General features: G+C 73.4%; 18 protein-coding genes. 3 read left to right on the plus strand and 15 right to left on the minus strand.

Annotation, left to right across the window (positions count from 1 at the left end; all coding sequences use genetic code 11):
• Positions 1-238 precede the first annotated feature (238 nt).
• The 4 genes from ACH4SL_RS35870 to miaA all read right to left on the minus strand — a co-directional run bounded on the left by ACH4SL_RS35870 (position 239) and on the right by miaA (position 5,192).
• Positions 239-2,452: a RelA/SpoT family protein gene (locus ACH4SL_RS35870; RefSeq protein ID WP_398454127.1), complete on the minus strand. Its 2,214-nt coding sequence runs from the start codon at positions 2,450-2,452 to the stop codon at positions 239-241.
• Positions 2,453-2,646: 194 nt separating this feature from the next.
• Positions 2,647-3,555 carry a diaminopimelate epimerase gene (gene dapF / locus ACH4SL_RS35875; RefSeq protein WP_398454130.1) on the minus strand — a complete coding sequence of 303 codons (909 nt, stop codon included), beginning with the start codon at positions 3,553-3,555 and terminating at the stop codon, positions 2,647-2,649.
• 56 nt (positions 3,556-3,611) lie between these two features.
• A complete protein-coding gene (locus tag ACH4SL_RS35880; RefSeq protein ID WP_398454133.1) occupies positions 3,612-4,163 on the minus strand; it encodes a hypothetical protein in 552 nt (183 codons plus the stop codon).
• Between the two features lie 105 nt (positions 4,164-4,268).
• The gene (gene miaA / locus ACH4SL_RS35885) at positions 4,269-5,192 is read right to left on the minus strand and encodes a tRNA (adenosine(37)-N6)-dimethylallyltransferase MiaA (RefSeq protein ID WP_398454135.1); all 924 of its coding nucleotides are present in this window, start codon (positions 5,190-5,192) and stop codon (positions 4,269-4,271) included.
• Positions 5,193-5,386: 194 nt separating this feature from the next.
• Here miaA and ACH4SL_RS35890 point away from each other — a divergent pair, with 194 nt between their 5' ends.
• Positions 5,387-5,626: an antitoxin gene (locus ACH4SL_RS35890; RefSeq protein ID WP_398454138.1), complete on the plus strand. Its 240-nt coding sequence runs from the start codon at positions 5,387-5,389 to the stop codon at positions 5,624-5,626.
• Between the two features lie 112 nt (positions 5,627-5,738).
• Here ACH4SL_RS35890 and ACH4SL_RS35895 read toward each other — a convergent pair whose 3' ends face one another.
• Entirely contained in the window at positions 5,739-6,458 is a 720-nt protein-coding gene (locus ACH4SL_RS35895; RefSeq protein WP_398454141.1) for a hypothetical protein, read from the minus strand.
• Between the two features lie 46 nt (positions 6,459-6,504).
• Entirely contained in the window at positions 6,505-7,995 is a 1,491-nt protein-coding gene (gene miaB, locus ACH4SL_RS35900; protein WP_398454144.1) for a tRNA (N6-isopentenyl adenosine(37)-C2)-methylthiotransferase MiaB, read from the minus strand.
• A gap of 118 nt (positions 7,996-8,113) precedes the next feature.
• On the opposite strand from miaB, the gene ACH4SL_RS35905 reads away from it, so the two are divergent.
• Positions 8,114-9,130, plus strand: coding sequence for a TAXI family TRAP transporter solute-binding subunit (locus ACH4SL_RS35905; RefSeq protein WP_398454147.1), 1,017 nt, complete (start codon positions 8,114-8,116; stop codon positions 9,128-9,130).
• A 49-nt stretch (positions 9,131-9,179) separates the two neighbouring features.
• Here ACH4SL_RS35905 and ACH4SL_RS35910 read toward each other — a convergent pair whose 3' ends face one another.
• Positions 9,180-10,607 (minus strand): ATP-binding protein, encoded by a 1,428-nt coding sequence (locus ACH4SL_RS35910; protein WP_398454149.1) that lies wholly within the window; start codon positions 10,605-10,607, stop codon positions 9,180-9,182.
• A gap of 25 nt (positions 10,608-10,632) precedes the next feature.
• Positions 10,633-11,385, minus strand: a complete 753-nt coding sequence (locus ACH4SL_RS35915) for a response regulator transcription factor (RefSeq protein WP_398454206.1) — start codon at positions 11,383-11,385, stop codon at positions 10,633-10,635.
• A 314-nt stretch (positions 11,386-11,699) separates the two neighbouring features.
• Here ACH4SL_RS35915 and ACH4SL_RS35920 point away from each other — a divergent pair, with 314 nt between their 5' ends.
• Entirely contained in the window at positions 11,700-13,421 is a 1,722-nt protein-coding gene (locus tag ACH4SL_RS35920) for an FAD-dependent monooxygenase (RefSeq protein ID WP_398454152.1), read from the plus strand.
• Positions 13,422-13,437: 16 nt separating this feature from the next.
• Here ACH4SL_RS35920 and recX read toward each other — a convergent pair whose 3' ends face one another.
• The 7 genes from recX to ACH4SL_RS35955 all read right to left on the minus strand — a co-directional run bounded on the left by recX (position 13,438) and on the right by ACH4SL_RS35955 (position 18,842).
• Entirely contained in the window at positions 13,438-14,106 is a 669-nt protein-coding gene (gene recX, locus ACH4SL_RS35925; RefSeq protein ID WP_398454154.1) for a recombination regulator RecX, read from the minus strand.
• Entirely contained in the window at positions 14,033-15,145 is a 1,113-nt protein-coding gene (recA, locus tag ACH4SL_RS35930; RefSeq protein WP_398454157.1) for a recombinase RecA, read from the minus strand. The genes recX and recA overlap by 74 nt, the downstream gene beginning before the upstream one ends.
• Positions 15,146-15,369: 224 nt before the next feature.
• Positions 15,370-16,524: an AI-2E family transporter gene (locus ACH4SL_RS35935; protein ID WP_398454159.1), complete on the minus strand. Its 1,155-nt coding sequence runs from the start codon at positions 16,522-16,524 to the stop codon at positions 15,370-15,372.
• 128 nt (positions 16,525-16,652) lie between these two features.
• A complete protein-coding gene (locus ACH4SL_RS35940) occupies positions 16,653-16,847 on the minus strand; it encodes a DUF3046 domain-containing protein (protein WP_031513085.1) in 195 nt (64 codons plus the stop codon).
• Positions 16,848-16,905: 58 nt separating this feature from the next.
• Positions 16,906-17,235 carry an AzlD domain-containing protein gene (locus ACH4SL_RS35945; protein WP_398454161.1) on the minus strand — a complete coding sequence of 110 codons (330 nt, stop codon included), beginning with the start codon at positions 17,233-17,235 and terminating at the stop codon, positions 16,906-16,908.
• Positions 17,232-17,978, minus strand: a complete 747-nt coding sequence (locus tag ACH4SL_RS35950; protein ID WP_398454209.1) for an AzlC family ABC transporter permease — start codon at positions 17,976-17,978, stop codon at positions 17,232-17,234. Before ACH4SL_RS35950 ends, ACH4SL_RS35945 begins: the two co-directional genes overlap by 4 nt.
• Before the next feature lie 12 nt (positions 17,979-17,990).
• Positions 17,991-18,842, minus strand: coding sequence for an AraC family ligand binding domain-containing protein (locus ACH4SL_RS35955; protein ID WP_398454164.1), 852 nt, complete (start codon positions 18,840-18,842; stop codon positions 17,991-17,993).
• Between the last annotated feature and the right edge of the window lie 23 nt (positions 18,843-18,865).

An 18,865-nucleotide genomic window follows, 5' to 3' on the forward strand; every position in this document is an offset into this window, starting at 1 on the left:
CCGCGGTCACGCGGGTTTCCCGGCGCAGGCACCGCAGGACGATCACCCGGACGAGTGACGCGTATCGGGGATTAGGACCCCGGCGAGTCCGGGCATTCACTCAGAGTAGTCAAAATGGGCCGCCGGGCGACCGGCGGTGGCTCCGAGTGAAGAGGTGGACGCGGTGAGCGACACGGTGGGCGCACACGGGTACGGCGGGGCGACCGGCATCGGGGCCGGGACCGGGGGCGGGTCCCGGTCAGCCGCGCCGGGTGGTGACGGCAGGGCGCGACCGGTAGACGTCGTAGACGCCCGGCACCGCCCGCATGGCGCGCATCAGTCCGGCCAGAGCCCGGGGATCGGGCAGTTCCACAGTGTAGGTGTGCCGCACCCTGAGCTCCTGCGGAGGCTCCACAGCGGCGGAGACGATGCCGACGCCCTCGGCGGCGATGGCCTCGGTCAGGTCCGCCAGCAGCCGGGGCCGGCTCAGCGCCTCCGCCAGCACGGTCGCCCGGTAGCCGCCGGCCGGCGTGCCGTCGCGCCATCCCACCGGTACGGGCCGGCGGCCGGCCGCGGCCATCCGCGCGGTGGAGGGGCATTCGGCCCGGTGGACGGTCACGGTCCCGCCGCGGATGACGAAGCCCGTCACCGCGTCGGGCGGGACGGGCGTGCAGCAGCGGGCCAGCCGGACCGTGGCGCCCGGCAGGTCGGTGACGGCGACGGGCAGCTCGGGGCGGGGGCCGGAGGCCTCCTTGGCCGGGCGCAGGGCCGGGAGCGCCGCGGGCTGCTCGTCGTCGGCGGGGGCCGGATGCAGGGTCAGCCAGCGGCTGATCGCGATACGGGCCGCGGGCGTGGCGGCGTGGTCGAGCCAGTCGGCGCCAGGACGCGACGTCGCCGCGTCGTCCAGCAGCAGTTGCAGGCTGTCCCCGTCCTGCAGCCGCGTGCTCAGCGGCGCCAGCCGGCCGTTGACCCGTACACCGATACATCGGTGCCCGTCCTCGCCGTGGACGGCGTAGGCGGCGTCGACACAGCTGGCGCCGGCGGGCAGCCGGACCGTGCCCGAGGCATCGGCTCCGTCCGCGGTGAAGACCGTGATCTCGCGATCCTGGGCCAGGTCGTCCCGCAGCGCCGTCCAGAAGATGTCCGGGTCCGGCGCGTCGCGCTGCCACTCCAGCAGCCGGGCGAGCCACCCCGGTCGCGACAGGTCCACCTTTCCCCACGCCTCGGCGGCGGAGGTCTGCACATCGCCGGAGTGCGCCGCGGTGGCACCCGCCGTACGGGCTTCCGCGCCGCCGGACGGGCGCAGGTGCTCCGCGGCGGCGTGCGGGTGGCCGAGCGCGATCACACCGGTCTCCGCGACCCTGTGCATCTGCCGGGTACGGACCAGGACCTCGGCGATCCGCCCCTGGGCGTCGGCGACCGCGGTGTGCAGGGACTGGTAGAGGTTGAACTTGGGAGCGGCGATGAAGTCCTTGAATTCGGCGATGACCGGGGTGAAGCAGGTGTGCAGCTCGCCGAGCACCGCGTAGCAGTCGGCGGCCTCCCCCACCAGCACGAGCAGCCGTCCGAAGTCGCCGCTCTCCAGCTCCGCCCCGCCGCGTTTGAGCAGCAGCCGGTGCACGGAGACGGCGTGCCGCGGCCTGATGGCCACCTCCGCGGTGATGTCCGCTTCGCGCAGCACCTTGCGCAGGTCCTCGGCGATCGCGGCCAGCAGGTCCGGCCGCTCGGCGTTGGCGGCCATCATGGCCCGGGTGCGGGCGTATTCGCCGGGGTGGAGGATCGCGAAGACCCGGTCCTCCAGCTCCGTCTTCAGCGCCTGGACGCCCAGCCGCTCGGCGAGCGGGATGAGGACGTCCCGGGTGACGCGGGCGATCCTGGCCTGCTTGTCGGGGCGCATCACCCCGAGGGTGCGGACGTTGTGCAGCCGGTCGGCGAGCTTGATGGCCATCACCCGGACGTCGCTGCCGGTCGCGACGAGCATCTTGCGGAAGGTCTCGGGCTCGGCCGCGGCGCCGTAGTCGACCTTCTCCAGCTTGGTGACGCCGTCGACGAGATGCGTGACCTCGGCTCCGAATTCGGCGTGCACCTGATCCAGCGTCACCTCGGTGTCCTCGACGGTGTCGTGCAGCAGGGACGCCGTCAGGGTGGTGGTCTCCGCGCCGAGTTCGGCCAGGATGAGGGTGACGGCCAGCGGATGGGTGATGTAAGGCTCGCCGCTCTTGCGCATCTGCCCGCGGTGCGAGGATTCGGCGAGGACATAGGCCCGGCGCAGCGTCTCGATCGCCTCGGAGCCGGCGTGCGGGTGCCGGGCGCGGTGGACCTTGATGAGGTGCTCGATCGCACCGGGGAGCCGGTCCCGGGTGCCAGGACCGAGCAGGGCGGCCCGCCCGAGCCTGCGCAGATCGATGCGCCGCAGGCCGCGTCGCGGGATCTCGGCGGCCTGTCCGGCATCCACCGCGTTGTCTGCGCTCATCGACACCTCCGGCAGCATGGACCGGCTGCGGAAGCCTCGCACGACCCGCGGGGCCGCGCCGGTGATTGATGCTACCGAGCCCACCACGTGCGGCTGCCACGCTCTCGCCGAGAGTGATCCCCGTCACCCGTTCGAGGGATGGTGTACGGGGATTCCCGGCGGAATGTGCCCCACGGTGCAAGCGGGTGGAGAGGTCAGGAAGAGAGAGTTCCGGCCAGCAGGGCGGCTTCGGCGACGCCCTCGGCGACGACGACCGCGGGACCGGTCATCTCGATCCGCCCGTCGGTGTTCTCGGTGATCACCAGCCGCCCGCCGGGGACGTCGACGGTGTACGTGACCGGGCTGCCCGTCTCCGCGGGGTCGAGACCGTCGCGGCGGGCCGCGGCGACCATGACGGCGCAGGCGCCCGTACCGCAGGAGCGGGTCTCGCCCGAACCGCGCTCGTGGACACGCATGGCCACGTGGCGAGGGCCGCGGTCGACGACGAACTCGACGTTGGTGCCGGTGGGATAGGCCTCGGCCGGTGCGACCCCGGGGACCTGGTAGAGGTCGCCCGCATCGGTGAGTTCGGAGACGAAAACGACCGCGTGCGGGTTGCCCATGTTGACGTTGAGCGCCGGCCACGTGCGGTTGCCGACCGTGACCGTGACGTTCCCGCCGGGGAAGGCGGCGCGGCCCATGCCCACGGTGACGTCGCCCGGGGCTCCGTCACCGCTGTCCTTGGCGATGTGGATCTGCCGCAGCCCGGCCCGGGTCGCGACGGCCAGGTCACCGGCCTCGGCGAGACCCGCACGCTGCAGATACCGGGCGAAGACCCGCACGCCGTTGCCGCACATCTCGGCGATGCTGCCGTCGCTGTTGCGGTAGTCCATGAACCACTCGGCGCGGTCGGCGAGGTCCACTGCCTCGGGGTGGGCGGCCGAGCGCACCACCCGGAGCAGGCCGTCGCCGCCGATCCCGGCACGCCGGTCACACAGCCGGGCCACCTGGGCGGCGGACAGGTCGAGCAGACCGTCCGGGTCGGGGACGATCACGAAGTCGTTCTCGGTCCCGTGTCCCTTGAGGAAGGTCAGCGGGGCGGTGCCGTGGCGCGCGTCTGTCACATGTCGATCGTACGCGGCCGGACCCGGAAGAGCGGCGGCGCAGGGTCGGGGCGGGGTCAGCGCAGCCGGGCGACGCGCCAGACCGCGAGTACGGCCAGCAGGACGATCAGCACGGTGTAACCGGCTACGTACCGCCAGTCCACCCGGGCGCCCGAGCCGCGCACCGGCAGTCCGGGCCAGGTGTAGCCGACCCGGCGGGCGGCCATCAGGCCCCATCCGGCCGAGCAGCCGCACAGCAGCAGGCCGAGCATGGCGACGACGGGCCCGGCGTCGCCGGACTCGAAGGCGAGGGGGAAGGCGAACATCAGCGAACCGGCTACGGCCAGGGCGACGATCGGGGCGAGCTGCCAGACACGCAACCGCAACTGCGGGCGCAGCTCGCGGAAGGACTGGCCGCCGTCGAGCGGCAGGGCCGGATCGATCGCCGCCATCGGGTCGAGCAGATCCATGGGATCGCCCAGCGGTTCCAACGGCGGAGGCTCGTCGAGCCGTTCGACCCGCTCGGCCCCGTCCGACGGGGCGGAATTGGCGCCCTGTGCCGCATGTGACTCGTAGGAATCTGCCGTCGAGTCGCGTCCCTGGGGGGTTTCGCGTGGGCCGAGTGCCATCGCCACGCGCCCTCCCGAGTCTCCGACACCGTAGCTGTTCGCTTGATGATGGCACGCTCGGAGGGCTCGTCCCGGACGCCGGAGCGTCCCGATGCCATCACGTGATCAGGCTGTGACCGCTTGCTCGACCAACGTCAGCGCCCGGTCGGACAGTTCCGCACCCTGGGCCGTGAGCCAGTGCACACGGTGGTCCCGGCGGAACCACGAATCCTGCCGCCGCGCGAAGCGTTTCGTGGCCCGGGCGGTCTCGGCGCGCGCCTCGTCCTCGGTACACTCCCCCGCGAACGCGGCCAGCACCTGCTGGTAGCCGAGCGCACGGGAGGCGGTGCGGCCCTCGCGCAGACCGGCGGCCTCCAGAGCACGGACCTCGGCCACCAGACCCGCCTCCCACATCCGGTCGACCCGCCGGAGGATGCGTTCGTCGAGCACGGGGCGGGGGACGTCCACGCCGATCTGCACGGTGTCGTAGACCGGTTCCTGCGACTCGGGGCCGGGAAGGCTCGCGGTGAACGGGCGGCCGGTGATCTCGACCACTTCCAGGGCGCGGACGATCCGGCGACCGTTGCTGGGCAGGATGAGCCGGGCGGCCTCCGGGTCGACGGCGGCGAGGCGGGCGTGCAGCGGGCCGGGCCCGTCCTCCGCCAGCTCTCCCTCCAGCCTGGCCCGTACCACCGCGTCGGTGCCGGGGAATTCCAGCGGGTCGATCGCGGCGCGCACGTACAGGCCCGAGCCGCCCACCAGCACCGGAACCAGGCCTGCCGCATGCAGGCGGTCGATCTCGGCGCGGGCCATCCGCTGGTAGTCCGCCACATTGGCGGCCTGCGTCACGTCCCAGACGTCCAGCAGGTGGTGCGGTACGCCCTGCCGTTCGGCGGTGGTGAGCTTGGCCGTCCCGATGTCCATGCCCCGGTAGAGCTGCATGGAGTCGGCGTTGATCACCTCGCCGCCCAGTTCCCCGGCGAGCGCGACGCCGAGGTCGGACTTTCCGGCCGCGGTGGGACCGACAACGGTGATCACACGGTTCTTCACCCGGCGATTCTCCCAAACAACCGGCATGCCCGGCCGCGGTACGGATCGGCGCCCGGCGGCGCACAGCCCGGGGCGCGGGTATGGTCGAAGGAACGGGGGCGTATTGCGCTACTCGGCCCGCTTTGTGCCATTGGTGTCGCAAAGCGGCGGAGCCGCCGCCCTCATCGCCTCAGCGTCCAGGGAAGGTACGCCAGATGAGCTTCATGGACACGTTGAAGGACAAGCTCGGCATGACCAAGGACAAGGCCGGGGATCTCGCGCGGCAGCACGGCGACAAGGTGGAGTCGGGGATCGACAAGGCCGCGCAGGTCGCCGACTCGAAGACCGGCGGGAAGTACTCGGACAAGATCAACTCCGGGGCCGACAAGGCCAAGAACGCCGCCCAGAACCTCGGTGGCAAGGGCGGCAGCGGCGGCCAGTCCGGCCAGTCCTGACCTGCCTCACCGCCCAGGCCTGCGGCCCCGGGCGGTGCGCCTGACCGGACAGCCGCGGAATTCCACCTTCCGCGGCTCGTCCATAGGCCCGGTGCCGACGAACCCGCGCGGGCTATGTCCAGCAGGCCACGAAATACCCGACGCCGTAGGGCGCGGTCTCGTGGAGCAGCTGGCCGCCGAGGTTCGTGTCCGCCGCCGCCCCGGCCAGCACCTGGAAGGGCGCGCGCCCCGCAGCCCGCAGCTCTGCCGCGAGCGCCGCGTCGAGGCCCGCCAGGGCGTCGCTGTCCGCGGCAGCCAGCGCGGCAGCCACCGCGGCGTCGAAGGCCTCGGCCCGCTCGTCCAGATAACCCGGCGCCTTGACCGTCCTGCACGCGCTTCCGTCGCCCATGACCAGCAGCGCGACCCGCTCGGCGGATGCGGCCGCAGCCCGGCCCTCGGCCGCGCAGCGTGCGGGGTCCAGCGCCTCCCCGACGGCCAGTCCGGTCGTCTCCCCCGCCTCCCAGCCATGCAGCAGCCAGGCGGCCACCGCCAGCGACGGCGGCAGGGGCGCGTCGCCGACCGGCTCGTCCCCGGGGCCCGGCGCCCGTCCCAGCCGTACGTCGAGCGCGACGCCGAAGGACCGGAAGCCGCCGCGCGCACCCGCGGGGAAGGCCTGGCTCCCCGCCCCGTCCGCGGGCCCGACGACCACCAGCCGGTCGGGCCGGGAGGCGGCCAGCAGCCCGACGGCGTCCGCGCAGGCGTCCCGCAGCGCGTCCAGCTCGGGCGCGGCACCGGCCGCCACCTCGGGGACCAGCAGCGGCGGGCAGGGGCAGACGGCGGCGGCGACCAGCATGATCGACACCTTACCGCCGGGCACCGACAGCGGGCCCGGGCCGCCTTCAGCAGACGGAGCAGCCGTCCGCGGCAGCGGCCGGGACAGCCGCCGGAGCACCGATCGCCGGCATGCCGAGCATGACGCCGGCGGGGGCCTGCTCGGCAGCCGCCGTGCGCCGCTCCCACGCGTCACCGGCGCGCGTGCGGCGCACAGCCTGCGCGGGGCGCTCGGCGAGCAGGTGGTGCGGGGCGGCGTAGGTGATCTCGACGGTGACCATGTCGCCGGGCCTGACCGGCCGGCCCTCGGGGCGCTCGAAGTGCACGAGGCGGTTGTCGGGCGCGCGCCCGGACAGCCGCCGCGTCGCCTCGTCCTTGCGGCCCTCGCCCTCCGCGACGAGCACCTCGACGGTGCGGCCGACCTGCTTCCTGTTCTCCTCCCAGGAGATCTCCTCCTGCAGCGCCACCAGGCGCTCGTACCGCTCCTGGACGACGGACTTGGGAATCTGCCCGTCCATCTCGGCCGCGGGAGTGCCGGGCCGCTTGCTGTACTGGAAGGTGAAGGCCTGGGCGAAGCGCGCCTCGCGCACGACGTGGAGCGTCTGCTCGAAGTCCTCCTCGGTCTCGCCGGGGAAGCCCACGATGATGTCGGTGGTGATGGCGGCGTCCGGCATGGCGGCGCGCACCTTCTTGATGATGCCCAGGTACCGGTCCTGCCGGTAGGAGCGGCGCATCTCCCGCAGCACCCGGTCGGAGCCGGACTGGAGCGGCATGTGCAGCTGGTGCATCACGTTCGGCGTCTCGGCCATGGCCGCGATGACGTCGTCGGTGAAATCCCGCGGGTGCGGCGAGGTGAAGCGGATCCGCTCCAGGCCCTCGACCCCGCCGGTGGCCCGGAGCAGCTTGCCGAAGGCCTCGCGGTCGCCCATGTCGGAGCCGTACGCGTTGACGTTCTGACCGAGCAGCGTGACTTCGATCACGCCCTCGGCGACCAGCGCCTCGACCTCGGCGAGGACGTCGCCGGGCCGGCGGTCCTTCTCCTTGCCGCGCAGCGCGGGCACGATGCAGAAGGTGCAGGTGTTGTTGCAGCCCACGGAGATCGCGACCCACGCGGCATAGGCCGACTCGCGGCGCGAAGGCAGCGTCGAGGGGAAGGTCTCCAGCGACTCGGCGATCTCCACCTGCGCCTCGTCCGCGATCCTGGCCCGCTCCAGCAGCACCGGCAGCTGTCCGATGTTGTGGGTGCCGAAGACGACGTCGACCCAGGGCGCGCGCTTCACGATCGTGTCGCGGTCCTTCTGCGCGAGGCAGCCGCCGACGGCGATCTGCATGCCCGGCCGGGCGGCCTTCTTCGGCACGAGCTGACCGAGGTTGCCGTACAGCCGGTTGTCGGCGTTCTCCCGCACCGCGCAGGTGTTGAAGACGACGACGTCCGCGCCGTCCGCGCCCTCGGACGCCCGGACATAGCCGGCGTCCTCCAGGAGACCGGACAGCCGCTCGGAGTCGTGGACGTTCATCTGGCACCCGTAGGTGCGGACCTCGTAAGTACGCGCGCTCATAACAATGAACCAGAGTACGTGCTCCCACGGCTGCGCCGCCTCCGGCTTGTGGACAACTCCCGGCGGCCGGACGGCGGCCCTTCCCCCGCACCGCCGTCGCCTGGCAGGATCGCGGGCCATGGACCGTCGCGTACTTCGCCTGCTCCGGCCGCGGGGCCGCCGGGCCAGGCTGCGGCGCGGCGTGCAGGGCTCGCTGGGCGCGGCCCTGGCGCTGGCCCTGCTGGTCTGGTGGCTGGTGCCGTCGGACGGCCCTTCGTACCCGCACCGGCCGGTGTCCTTCGCGACCGGTGTCGCCAACGGCGTCTACGAGAAGTACGGGATGCTGCTGCAGGGCGACCTGCGGACGGCGCTGCCCGGGGTGCGGGTCACCCTGGAGCACACCGAGGGCTCGGTCGACAACATCAAGCGGGTCGCCTCCGGCCGTTCGGACTTCACGATCGCCGCCGCCGACGCGGTGGCCAGCTACGACGGGCCGGGCAAGTCGCGGCTGCGCGCCGTCGCCCGGCTCTACGACGACTACATGCAGCTGATCGTGCCGCGCGACTCCCCGGTCCGGTCGATCCGGGACCTGCGCGGCATGACCGTCGGAGTCGGCCAGGCCGACTCCGGGGTCAGCCTCATCACCCACCGGCTCTTCCAGGCCGCGGGCATGGACATAGCCAAGGACGTCACCGCGGTACCGGTCGGCATCGACGAGGCGCCGGCCATGCTGCTGGGCGGCAGGCTCGACGCGTTCTTCTGGTCCGGCGGACTGCCGACGGCCGCCGTCACGGCCATGGCCACGCCGGTGGCGCGGATCAGGCTGGTCCAGCTCGGCGATCTGGTGGCGCCGCTGCACGCGATGGGCTCGGAGATGGCGTACTACCGCCAGGCCGCCATGCCGGCCGACGCGTATCCCTCGGCGCAGGACGGCAAGGCAGTCCCCACCGTCGCGGTGCCCAACCTGCTGATCACCACCGATCGCGCGGACGCCGGGCTGGTCGAACGGCTGACCCGGGCGGTGATCGACAGCAGGGACGCGATCGGCACCGTGGTGCATGCGGCCCAGCTGGTGGATCTGCGCACCGCCGTCTTCACCGACCCGCTGCCGCTGCACCAGGGTGCGGTGCGCTACTACCGCTCCGTGAAGCCCTGACGCGCCGCGTCAGGGCGCGGGGGGCCGTCCGAGGCAGCGGGGCGCCGCGTCAGGGCGCGGGAGCCGTCCGAGGCACCGTGAGGGTCACCCGGAGCCCGGTGGGCTCGTGGTGCCCGTACGCGATCGCGCCGCCGCCCTGACGCAGCAGGGACCGCGCGATCGACAGGCCGAGCCCGGAGCCCTGCACGTTCTGATGGCGCGGGCTGCGCCAGAACCGGTCGCCGATCCGTGCCAGTTCCTCGTCGGCCAGGCCCGGTCCGCCGTCGGCGACCACCACGGCGGCGGCGTCCTCGCCGGCCTCCACCACGACGCTGACCCCGGCTCCGGCCGGGGTGAACTTGATCGCGTTGTCCAGCACGGCGTCCAGCGCGCTGGACAGGGCCACGGCGTCCGCCCACCCGGTCACCCCTTGGCCGTCCGGCGGCGGCCCGGCGAAGTCCAGCTCGACGCACGCCCGGTCGGCCACCGGGCGCCACGCAGCTGTACGCGTACGGACCAGGGCCCCGACGTCGATGACCTCCGGACGGCCTCCCGAGTTCTCGGCCACGGCAAGGCCCAGCAGGTCGTCGAGCACCTGGGCCAGCCGCAGGCCCTCCTCCTTGACCGCCTCGGCCTCGGTGTGGCCCTCGGGCAATTCCAGGCCCAGCAGCTCGATTCGCAGCAGCAGCGCGGACAGCGGGTTGCGCAGCTGGTGCGAGGCGTCGGCGACGAAGGCGCGCTGCTGGTCGAGCACGGCCTCGACGTTGTCGGCCATCTCGTTGAAGGAGCGGACCAGCCGGCGCAGCTCGGGCGGCCCGCCGGTCGCCCGGACCCGGGATTTCATCCGGCCGGTGGCGATGTCGTGGGTGACCCCGTCCAGTTTCGCGACCGGCAGCAGCACCCAGGCGGTCAGCCGCACCGCGCACAGCACGGCGATGACCATGGCGGCGAGTTCACCGGCCGCGAGCAGCATCCATCCGTGCAGGATGCGCGAGCGCAGGGCCCCGGTGGGGGAATCGGTCACGACCACCGCCACGACGTCGCCGTCCCGCACGATCGGCGACGCGATGGCCAGCCTGCGGTGCTGCCACGGCCAGACCTGCGCCGGGTCGTGGGCGCGGCGGCCCAGCAGCGCCGACTCGTAGGCGTCGTAGAGCTCGCCCTCCGCGGGCAGCCGCCACTTCGCGGGCGCCTCTGCCATGGCGGTGCTGTTGCGGTAGAAGACACCGGCGCTGATGCCGTACAGCTGCTGGTAGCGCGCGAGTTCCGTGCGCAATGTGTGCAGCCTCTCGCCGTCCACGCTGTCGACCATCGACTGCTCCTCGTTCCGCGCCGTGACGAACTGGGCCAGGGCGGCGAAACGCGTGGTGTCGTCGATCCGGTCGACGACGACGCGCTGCTGCTGGGCGGCTGCCTGGCTGACGGCGAGCGGGATGCCGAGGGCCAGCAGGACGCCTGCCATCAGCACGATGAGCAGCGGGAGCAGTCGGGAACGCACAGCCGGGGCCGGGGCGCGGGGCGGGTCAGCCGGCGGGCGGGGCGACGAGCCGGTAGCCCACGCCGCGCACCGTCTCGATCATGGCCGGGACACGGAGTTTGGACCGCAGGGACGCCACATGGACCTCCAGGGTGCGGCCCGTACCCTCCCACGCGGTGCGCCACACCTCGCTGATGATCTGCTCGCGGCGGAAGACCACCCCGGGGCGCCCGGCGAGCAGCGCCAGCAGGTCGAACTCCTTCCGCGTCAGCACCACCACCTCACCCTCGACGGTGACCCTGCGGGTGGCCGGTTCGATGGCCATCGATCCGAGCTGCAGCCGGGTGCGGGGCGTGGGGGGCGCGGTGGTCTGCGCCGCGCCCCCCGGCGCACCCGCGCCCGGAGCAGGGACGCCGACGCCCTCCGGGCGCAGCGGCGGGCGACGGCTGACGGCATGGATGCGGGCGAGCAGTTCGCCGGTGTCGTACGGCTTGACGACATAGTCGTCGGCACCCAGGTTGAGGCCGTGGATGCGGGAGCGGACGTCCGCGCGGGCGGTGACCATGATCACCGGGGTGGCGGTCCTGCGCCGGATCCGGCTGCACACCTCGAAGCCGTCCTGGTCCGGCAGTCCGAGGTCGAGCAGGACGCAGTCGAACGCGGGCCCGCCGTCCGGCAGCAGGGCCTGGATCGCCTCCTCGCCGCTGCGCGCGTGCCTGACGTCGAATCCGTGCTTGCCGAGGAGCGCCGAGACGGCCGCGGCAACCCGGTCGTCGTCCTCCACCAGCAGCAGCCGCATCTGTGCCACTCCTCCTTCTGATCCTTCTGTCGCCCACGGGTCCGGCGGGAGCGCCCGGCGTACGGTACGCCCTGGTCCCCCTTCGCTTCTCGTGACGGCATCCACCCCGATCCGGCAGGGGTGCGTCAAGGGGGTACCGGCTCGTGGTGCGGACCGTTACCGACCCGGTACGCGTCCCGAGCGCCGTCCGGTGTGCGCCGGTGCGCCCGCCTGTGCCGCACTCGCACCGCGCCGACGTGCGGCTGTCGCTTGACGTGGGCAGGCGCAGTGAGTTGCATACGCTTTGTGACCGCACTCCTTCCGGGGGCCGCTGAGTGGATCCGGTGATCGTCGCGGGGGCAGGCCCGGTCGGCCTGGCCCTCGCCCTCGCGCTGGCTCGCCGCGACGTCCCCGTCATCCTGCTGGACGAGGCGGAGGTGATCGCCGACGCCGAAGGGCTGCGGCGGTCGCGCACCGCCGTGCTCGGCCCGGCCTCGGCCGCGCTGGTCGAGCGGCTCGGATACCCGGGCGTCCGCAACGAGGGTGCGGCCTGGAAGGGCTGGCGTACGGTCCGCAGACGCGCGGAGGTGGCGCGGCTCGACTTCGCGGCGGACGACGCACCCGTGCACATCGCGCAGCACCGGCTGGAGGACGGACTGCGGCAGGCCCTGCTGGGCTGCGGCTCGGTCCGGATCGTGGCCGGCTGCCGGGTGGACGCGGTGGAGCAGGACGCGCGCGGCGTCACGGTGCACACCCGCGGCTCGCACGAGACCTGGTGGCGCGGGAGTTTCCTGGTGGGGTGCGACGGGCCGCGGTCGACGGTCCGCAAGCTGCTCGGCGTGCGCTTCCCCGGCCGGACGGCGGTGGACCGTCATGCCGTGGCGGTCGTACGGGCCGAGCTGCCCGAGCCCGGTGTCGCCCTGCTGCACCGCGACCCGCCGGGCGCGCCGGCCGGGCAGGAGGTGACGGCGCGGCCGTTGCCCGGGGGGCTGTGGCGGCTGGACTGGCTGCTGCCGGTGCAGGCCCGCCCGCTGACTCCGGACGCGCTGGTGGAGCGGCTGCGCGGCACCCTCGCGGGGTGGTGCGGGAGCGTGGTGCCCTACGAGGTCGTGGGCTCGGCGGACTACACCGTGCATCAGCGGCTGGCCCGGCGGTGGCGGGTCCGCCGGGTGTTCCTGGCAGGCGACGCCGCGCACGTCATGGGGGCGCTGGGGGCGCAGAGCGTCGAGGAGGGGCTGCGCGACGCGGAGAATCTGTCCTGGAAGCTGGCCCTGGCGTGGCACGACGGCGCGTCGAAGGTGCTGCTGGACAGCTACGAGGCCGAGCGGCGCGGAGCGGTGGGGAGCAGGCTGCGGGCCACCGACCAGGCCCTTCCGCTGCTGCGGGCGAGCGGCGCGTGGCAGACGGTCCGGCAGTCGCTGCTGTCGGGGTCGGCGCGCGGCCATGCGGAGCTGCTGACCGACAGCCATCTGGGGCGGGGTGCGTCCGCCGCCTCGCGCGTCTACGGGCGCTCGCCGCTCGCGCTGCCCGCGGCGCGGTCCGGCAGCGGCAGGGCGGGCGCGTCGCCGCTGGTGGCCGGCTGCGACACGCCCCCGGGCGGGCGGGTCGACGACGTACCGGTGACGGCGCTCGACGGCACGGTCGGGCGCTTGCGGGACCGGCTGGGCAGGGGGCTCGTGGTCATGCTCGTCGCGCCCGGCACCGGGGTGTGGGAGAGCAGGCACTGGCTGACGGCGGGGCTGATGCCCCGGCTGGCCTCGGCGGTCGCGGCGCTGCCCACGGCAGCCGAGCTGCTGGTCACCGAGTCCTACCCGGGGGCGACCGCGCACAGCGTGCTGCTCATCCGGCCGGACGGGCATCTGGTCACGGCGATGGTCGGCTGCCGCCCGGCCGAGCTGTACTCGTACGCCGATCTGGCGCGCGGCGGCCCGCCGATGGCCGCGGGCGGCGAGAGCGACGAGGGCGTGGACGGCACGGACGCCGGTCGGCCCGGCACCACCGGCGAGATGCCGCGGGACGGCTCGGCGGGCGCCCGGGTCAGCGGGCGCACCCCGTAGAACGTCTCCGGCACTCCTAGCCCCACGGATCCGGACCCTCGGAGCCGGGCCAGGAGCCGGAGTCGTCGTCAGCGCTGTCGGCTTCCGCGGCGAGGGCGTCGCGCACCACCCTCAGTGCCAGGCCCTCGCCGTACCCCTTGCGTGCCAGCATGCCGGCCAGCCGCCGGATCCGGCGGTCGCGGTCCAGGCCGCGGGTGCCGGGAAGCCGACGCTGGACGAGGGCCCGGGCCGTCTCCTCCTCCTGCTCGGGATCGAGCAGGCCGACGGCCTCGGTGACCAGCTCGGCTTCCACTCCGCGGTGGCGCAGCTCCTGGGCGAGCGCCCGGCGGGCAAGGCCGCGCCCGCGGTGCCGGGATTCCACCCAGGCGTTGGCGAACGCCTGGTCGTCGATCAGCCCCACGTCCTGGAAGCGTTCCAGGACGTTCTCGGCCACTTCCTCGGGAATCTCCCGCTTGCGCATGGCGTCGGCAAGCTGCCTGCGCGTACGGGGACCCCCGGTGAGCAGACGCAGGCACAGCGCCCGCGCCTGCTCCTCGGGACTGAGCGGCGGCTCTTGCGAGGCCCTCGACTCGGAAGAGCCGCCGCGCTTCTGGGACCTTCCCGCCACGGCGTCAGGCCTTGGCTGCGGTGGCCTTGGTCGCCTTCTTCGGTGCCGGCACCTCGGCCTTGGCCGCCGCCTCGGCACCGGCCGGCTCCGCTCCCGGCTGGGCTTCCGGCGTTTCGGTCTTCCGCACGCCGACGCCCAGCTTCTCCTTGATCCGCTTCTCGATCTCGTCGGCCAGGTCCGGATTGTCCTTGAGGAAATTCCGGACGTTCTCCTTGCCCTGGCCGAGCTGGTCGCCCTCGTACGTGTACCAGGCGCCGGACTTGCGGACGAAGCCGTGCTCGACGCCCATGTCGATCAGACCGCCCTCGCGGCTGATGCCATGGCCGTAGAGGATGTCGAACTCGGCCTGCTTGAAGGGCGGCGCCACCTTGTTCTTGACGACCTTGCAGCGGGTGCGGTTGCCGACCGCGTCCGTGCCGTCCTTGAGCGTCTCGATCCGGCGGATGTCGATCCGGACGGAGGCGTAGAACTTCAGCGCGCGGCCACCGGTGGTGGTCTCCGGCGAGCCGAACATCACACCGATCTTCTCGCGGAGCTGGTTGATGAAGATGGCGGTGGTCTTGGACTGGTTGAGCGCACTGGTGATCTTGCGAAGCGCCTGGCTCATGAGCCGGGCCTGAAGACCCACGTGCGAGTCGCCCATCTCACCCTCGATCTCGGCCCGCGGCACGAGGGCTGCCACGGAGTCGATCACGATGAGGTCGATGGCGCCCGAGCGGACCAGCATGTCCACGATCTCCAGCGCCTGCTCACCGGTGTCCGGCTGGGACAGCAGCAGGTTGTCGGTGTCGACGCCGAGGGCCTTGGCGTACTCGGGGTCGAGGGCGTGCTCGGCGTCGACGAACGCCACCGTGCCGCCGGCCCGCTGGGCGTTGGCCACCGCGTGCAGCGTCAGTGTCGTCTTGCCGGAGGACTCGGGGCCGTAGATCTCCACGACCCGGCCGCGCGGCAGTCCGCCGACGCCGAGGGCCACGTCCAGGGCGGTCGACCCGGTGGAGATGACCTCGATGGGCTCATTCGGCCGGTCGCCCAGGCGCATGACCGCGCCCTTGCCGAACTGCCGTTCAATCTGTGCGAGCGCGGCGTCGAGCGCCTTGTCGCGGTCGTTTCCTGCCATGGGTTCCACCCGGGATGTCTGGTTCGATCGCTTCACGTCCACGACGCTAGCGCCTGCCACTGACAACGCGCCGGGAACGTCGCTCCGACCTGTGGATAACTTGCGGCTCCGGCCCGTCACCCGGCCGGAATCCGTGCCGCCGACGCGGAGAAATCGGTCCGCGCCAATCCATCAGAATGGATGTTCGATTTCTGTGTCAAGCGACCCGCCGGGGGTCCGGGCCGTCACAACCGCGGATCGGTCACCTCGTAGCGTCGCACATAGGCGGCGAAGAAGCCCTGCAGTGTGGCGGTCGCGGGGATGGCGATGAGCGCGCCCACCGCGCCGAGCAGGGCCGTTCCCGCGACGACGGAGCCGAAGGCGACCGCCGGGTGGATGTCCACGGTCCGCGCGGTGATGCGCGGCTGGAGCAGGTAGTTCTCGAACTGCTGGTAGACCACGACGAAGCAGAGCACCCACAGGGCGTCCCAGGGGTCCTCGGCAAAGGCGATCAGGACCGGCAGCGCGCCCGCGAGATAGGTGCCGACGGTCGGGATGAACTGCGAGACGAGGCCGACCCACACCCCGAGTGCGGGCGCGTAGGGCACGCCGAGGATCTGCAGCAGGACGTAGTGCGCGATCCCGGAGACCACGGCCATCAGCGCGCGGGAGTACAGGTAGCCGCCGGTCTTGGCGACGGCGATGTCCCACGCGCGCAGCACTTCGGACTGGCGGGCGGGCGGCAGCACGGAGCACAGCGCCCGCCGCAGCCGCGGGCCGTCGGCGGCGAAGTAGAAGGTGAACAGCAGCACCGTGAAGAGCTGGAACACCGTGCCGACGACGGTGGCCGACAGGCCCCACACGCTGCTCGCCCCGTTCGCGAGGTAGGTGCGCACCCAGTCGGAGTGCAGGAAGTTCTCCCGCAGCCTTCCGGTGTCGAGGTGGGAGTGGAAGGTCCGGTTGATCCAGGCCACGACGTCGTCCACGTACTGCGGCAGATTGCGGACGATGGTGCCGATCTGGTCGACCAGCAGCGACCCCAGGGCGATCAGGAAGCCCGCAGAGGCGGCCAGGACCACGAGCATGACCAGGCCGGTGGCCAGGCCGCGGCGCATCCCCCGGGTGGCCATCCAGTCCACCGCCGGCTCGATGGCCACCGCGCAGAAGAACGAGATCAGGACGTTGACCAGCAGCCCGACCAGCCGGCCGAAGACCCAGTGCGCGAACTGGTAGCAGGCGAGGAGGGCAAGGGCGAGCAGCAGCGCCCGGGGCAGCCAGCGGGGCATCCGGGCGCGGGGGCCGGGCCGGCCGTGGGAAGGAGGGCCGGGAGGGCCGCTCCCGCCGGCCGGCGGCGGGGCAGGAGGCGTGACCGGGTCGGAGGTCTCACCGGTTTCTGCCACGCGCCAAGTCTCGCCGCGCGCGCCACGAAAGTCCTGATATCGGGTCATTCGGTGCAGCAGCCGGAGAGCGGCGTGGCCGCCCCGGTCGGGCGGCCGCCACGGGCCTGCGGGCCCGCGGCGGCCCGCGGTCAGCGCCGGGCGGCGGGGACGTCCATCGCGGCGCACACCGCGCGCCACACGTCCTTGGCCTCCCAGCCGTCCTCCAGCGCCTGGACCACGGTCCGGCCGCCCAGCTCCGACATCACGTGGTCGCGTGCGAAGGAGTCGGCATAGGTCTCACCGAAGTGGGCGCGCATTCGTTCCCAGAAAATCGTCAGCCGCATGGCTGCAAGTATCGCGCGCGGCCGAGTGGATCACGCAGGCCGCCGTGGCCGCCCCCGCTCACAGCCTGCCGACCGCACGCAGGGCGGCGGTGACCGCCACGGCGACGCCGATCACCACGAGGAAGGGCGCTCTGAGCAGCAGGGCGACACAGGCCGCCGCAAGGCCCGCCGCCCGCGCGTCCACGGTCAGCCGCAACCGGTCGGTACCGAAGGTCTGCAGTGCGGTGAGCCCCGCCAGCAGGGCGATCGGCACCAGCGCCGCGAGCCGCTTGACCAGCGGGCGGTCCAGTATCCCGGCCGGTATCGACAGGCCCAGCAGTTTCACCGCGTAGCAGCCGGCCGCCGTGACGCCGATCGCCGCCCACACACCCGCGGCGCCGCCGGTCACCGCGCCTCCCCGGATACGGCCGGGCCGGATACCGCGTCCCGGTCTCGCCGGCCGGCCACCAGCACCAGCGGCGCCGCGAGTGCGGCGACCAGCACCGGCACCCCGGCCGGGAGCAGGGGCAGGCAGACCAGGACGAGCACCACCGCCAGGCCCGCCACCGCGCGCTCGGTGCGCCCCTTGAGCATGGGGGCCAGCAGCGCGAGGAAGACGGCCGGGCCGGCGGCGTCGAGCCCCCAGGTCGCGGGGTCGCCGAGCGCGGAGGCACCCAGCGCGCCGCCCAGGGTCGTCAGATTCCACAGGGCGTAGAGGCTCGCGCCGGTCACGGTGAAGCCGAGCCGGGCGCTCGCCCGGTCCGGCTGGGCCAGGGCGACAGCGGAGGTCTCGTCGATGATCCACTGCGCGGCGGCCGGGCGCACCGCTCTCGGCAGGCCCAGCAGCTGGGACAGGCGCAACCCGTAGAAGGCGTTGCGGGCGCCGAGGAAGAGCGCGCTCGCGGCCGCCGCGAAGGGGTTGCCACCCGCGCCGAGGGCGCCGACCAGGGCGAATTGCGAGGCGCCGGTGAAGACCAGCAGGGACAGGGCGCAGCTCTGCAGCAGGCTCAGTCCGGCCCCGGCCGAGGTCACGCCGAAGGCGAAGCCGGAAAGGCCCACGGCCACGCCGACGCCGAGGGCGTCGCGGACCACGCGCGTACGGGAGGGGAACAGCGGGCGTTCGGCCGCCTGGCCGGGTATCGGTGGTGCGATCACCCGTTCAGCCTAGGAAGTGCCCGCCGCCGGGTCTTGTACGTTCTTGCGCTCGCGCTGGTAGGAGCCCGGCGGGACGCCGACGATCCGGGTGAAGTGGCGGTTGAGGTGCGGCTGGTCGGTGAAGCCGACAGCGGCCGCGGCCGCGGCGGGCGCGACACCGGCGTCGAGCAGCCGGCGGGCGGTCCTGACCCGCTCCCCGGTCAGCCAGGCGTGCGGCGGGAGTCCGTAGGCGGATTTGAACGCCCGCAGCAGGGCGAAGGAGCTGGTGCCGCACTCGGCTGCGAGCGCGTCCAGGCTCGGCGGGTCCGGAAGCCGGCTGCTCAGCAGGTCGCGGGCGCGCGCGGCGACGGTCCGGCCTGCGTCCGCGCCGCCGCGTACGGCCCTGGGCGCCGAGCCGTGCCGGGAGAGGAGGCGGGCGAGCAGCAGGCGCAGGCAGGTGTCCGCCGCGAGCGCGTTGTCGCGCTCCGCGGCCGCGTGCACGTCGGCGATCATCCGGGCGGTGCCGGGGTCGTGCAGCACGGTCGCGGTGAAGGAGGGGGTGCCGAGGGGCAGCGACAGCTCCGCGGCGACCGCCGCGACGACCTGGGGCGCCGGGTAGAGGACGCGGTAGGCCCAGCCCTCCTCCGTGCCCGCGTAGGCGGAGTGCGGGGTCTCGGGATTGATGAGGACAACGCCTCCGGCCCCGGCACGCTCGGCTCCGCCGGGCAGGCCGATGCCCTCGACGCCGCTGGTGACCGCGGCGATCACGAAGCCGTCGTGCGCATGCCGGGGAAAGGTGTGCCGGATGTAGCGGGCGCGCAGCAGGTCCACGCCGGGCAGCGCGGGGTGCTCCCAGTGTCTGGCCTGCTCGCCTCGGGTCACGAGATCATTGTGACGTGCCCGCG

The sequence above is a fragment of the Streptomyces sp. NPDC021020 genome (assembly GCF_044333285.1).
Taxonomy (GTDB): Bacteria; Actinomycetota; Actinomycetes; order Streptomycetales; family Streptomycetaceae; genus Actinacidiphila.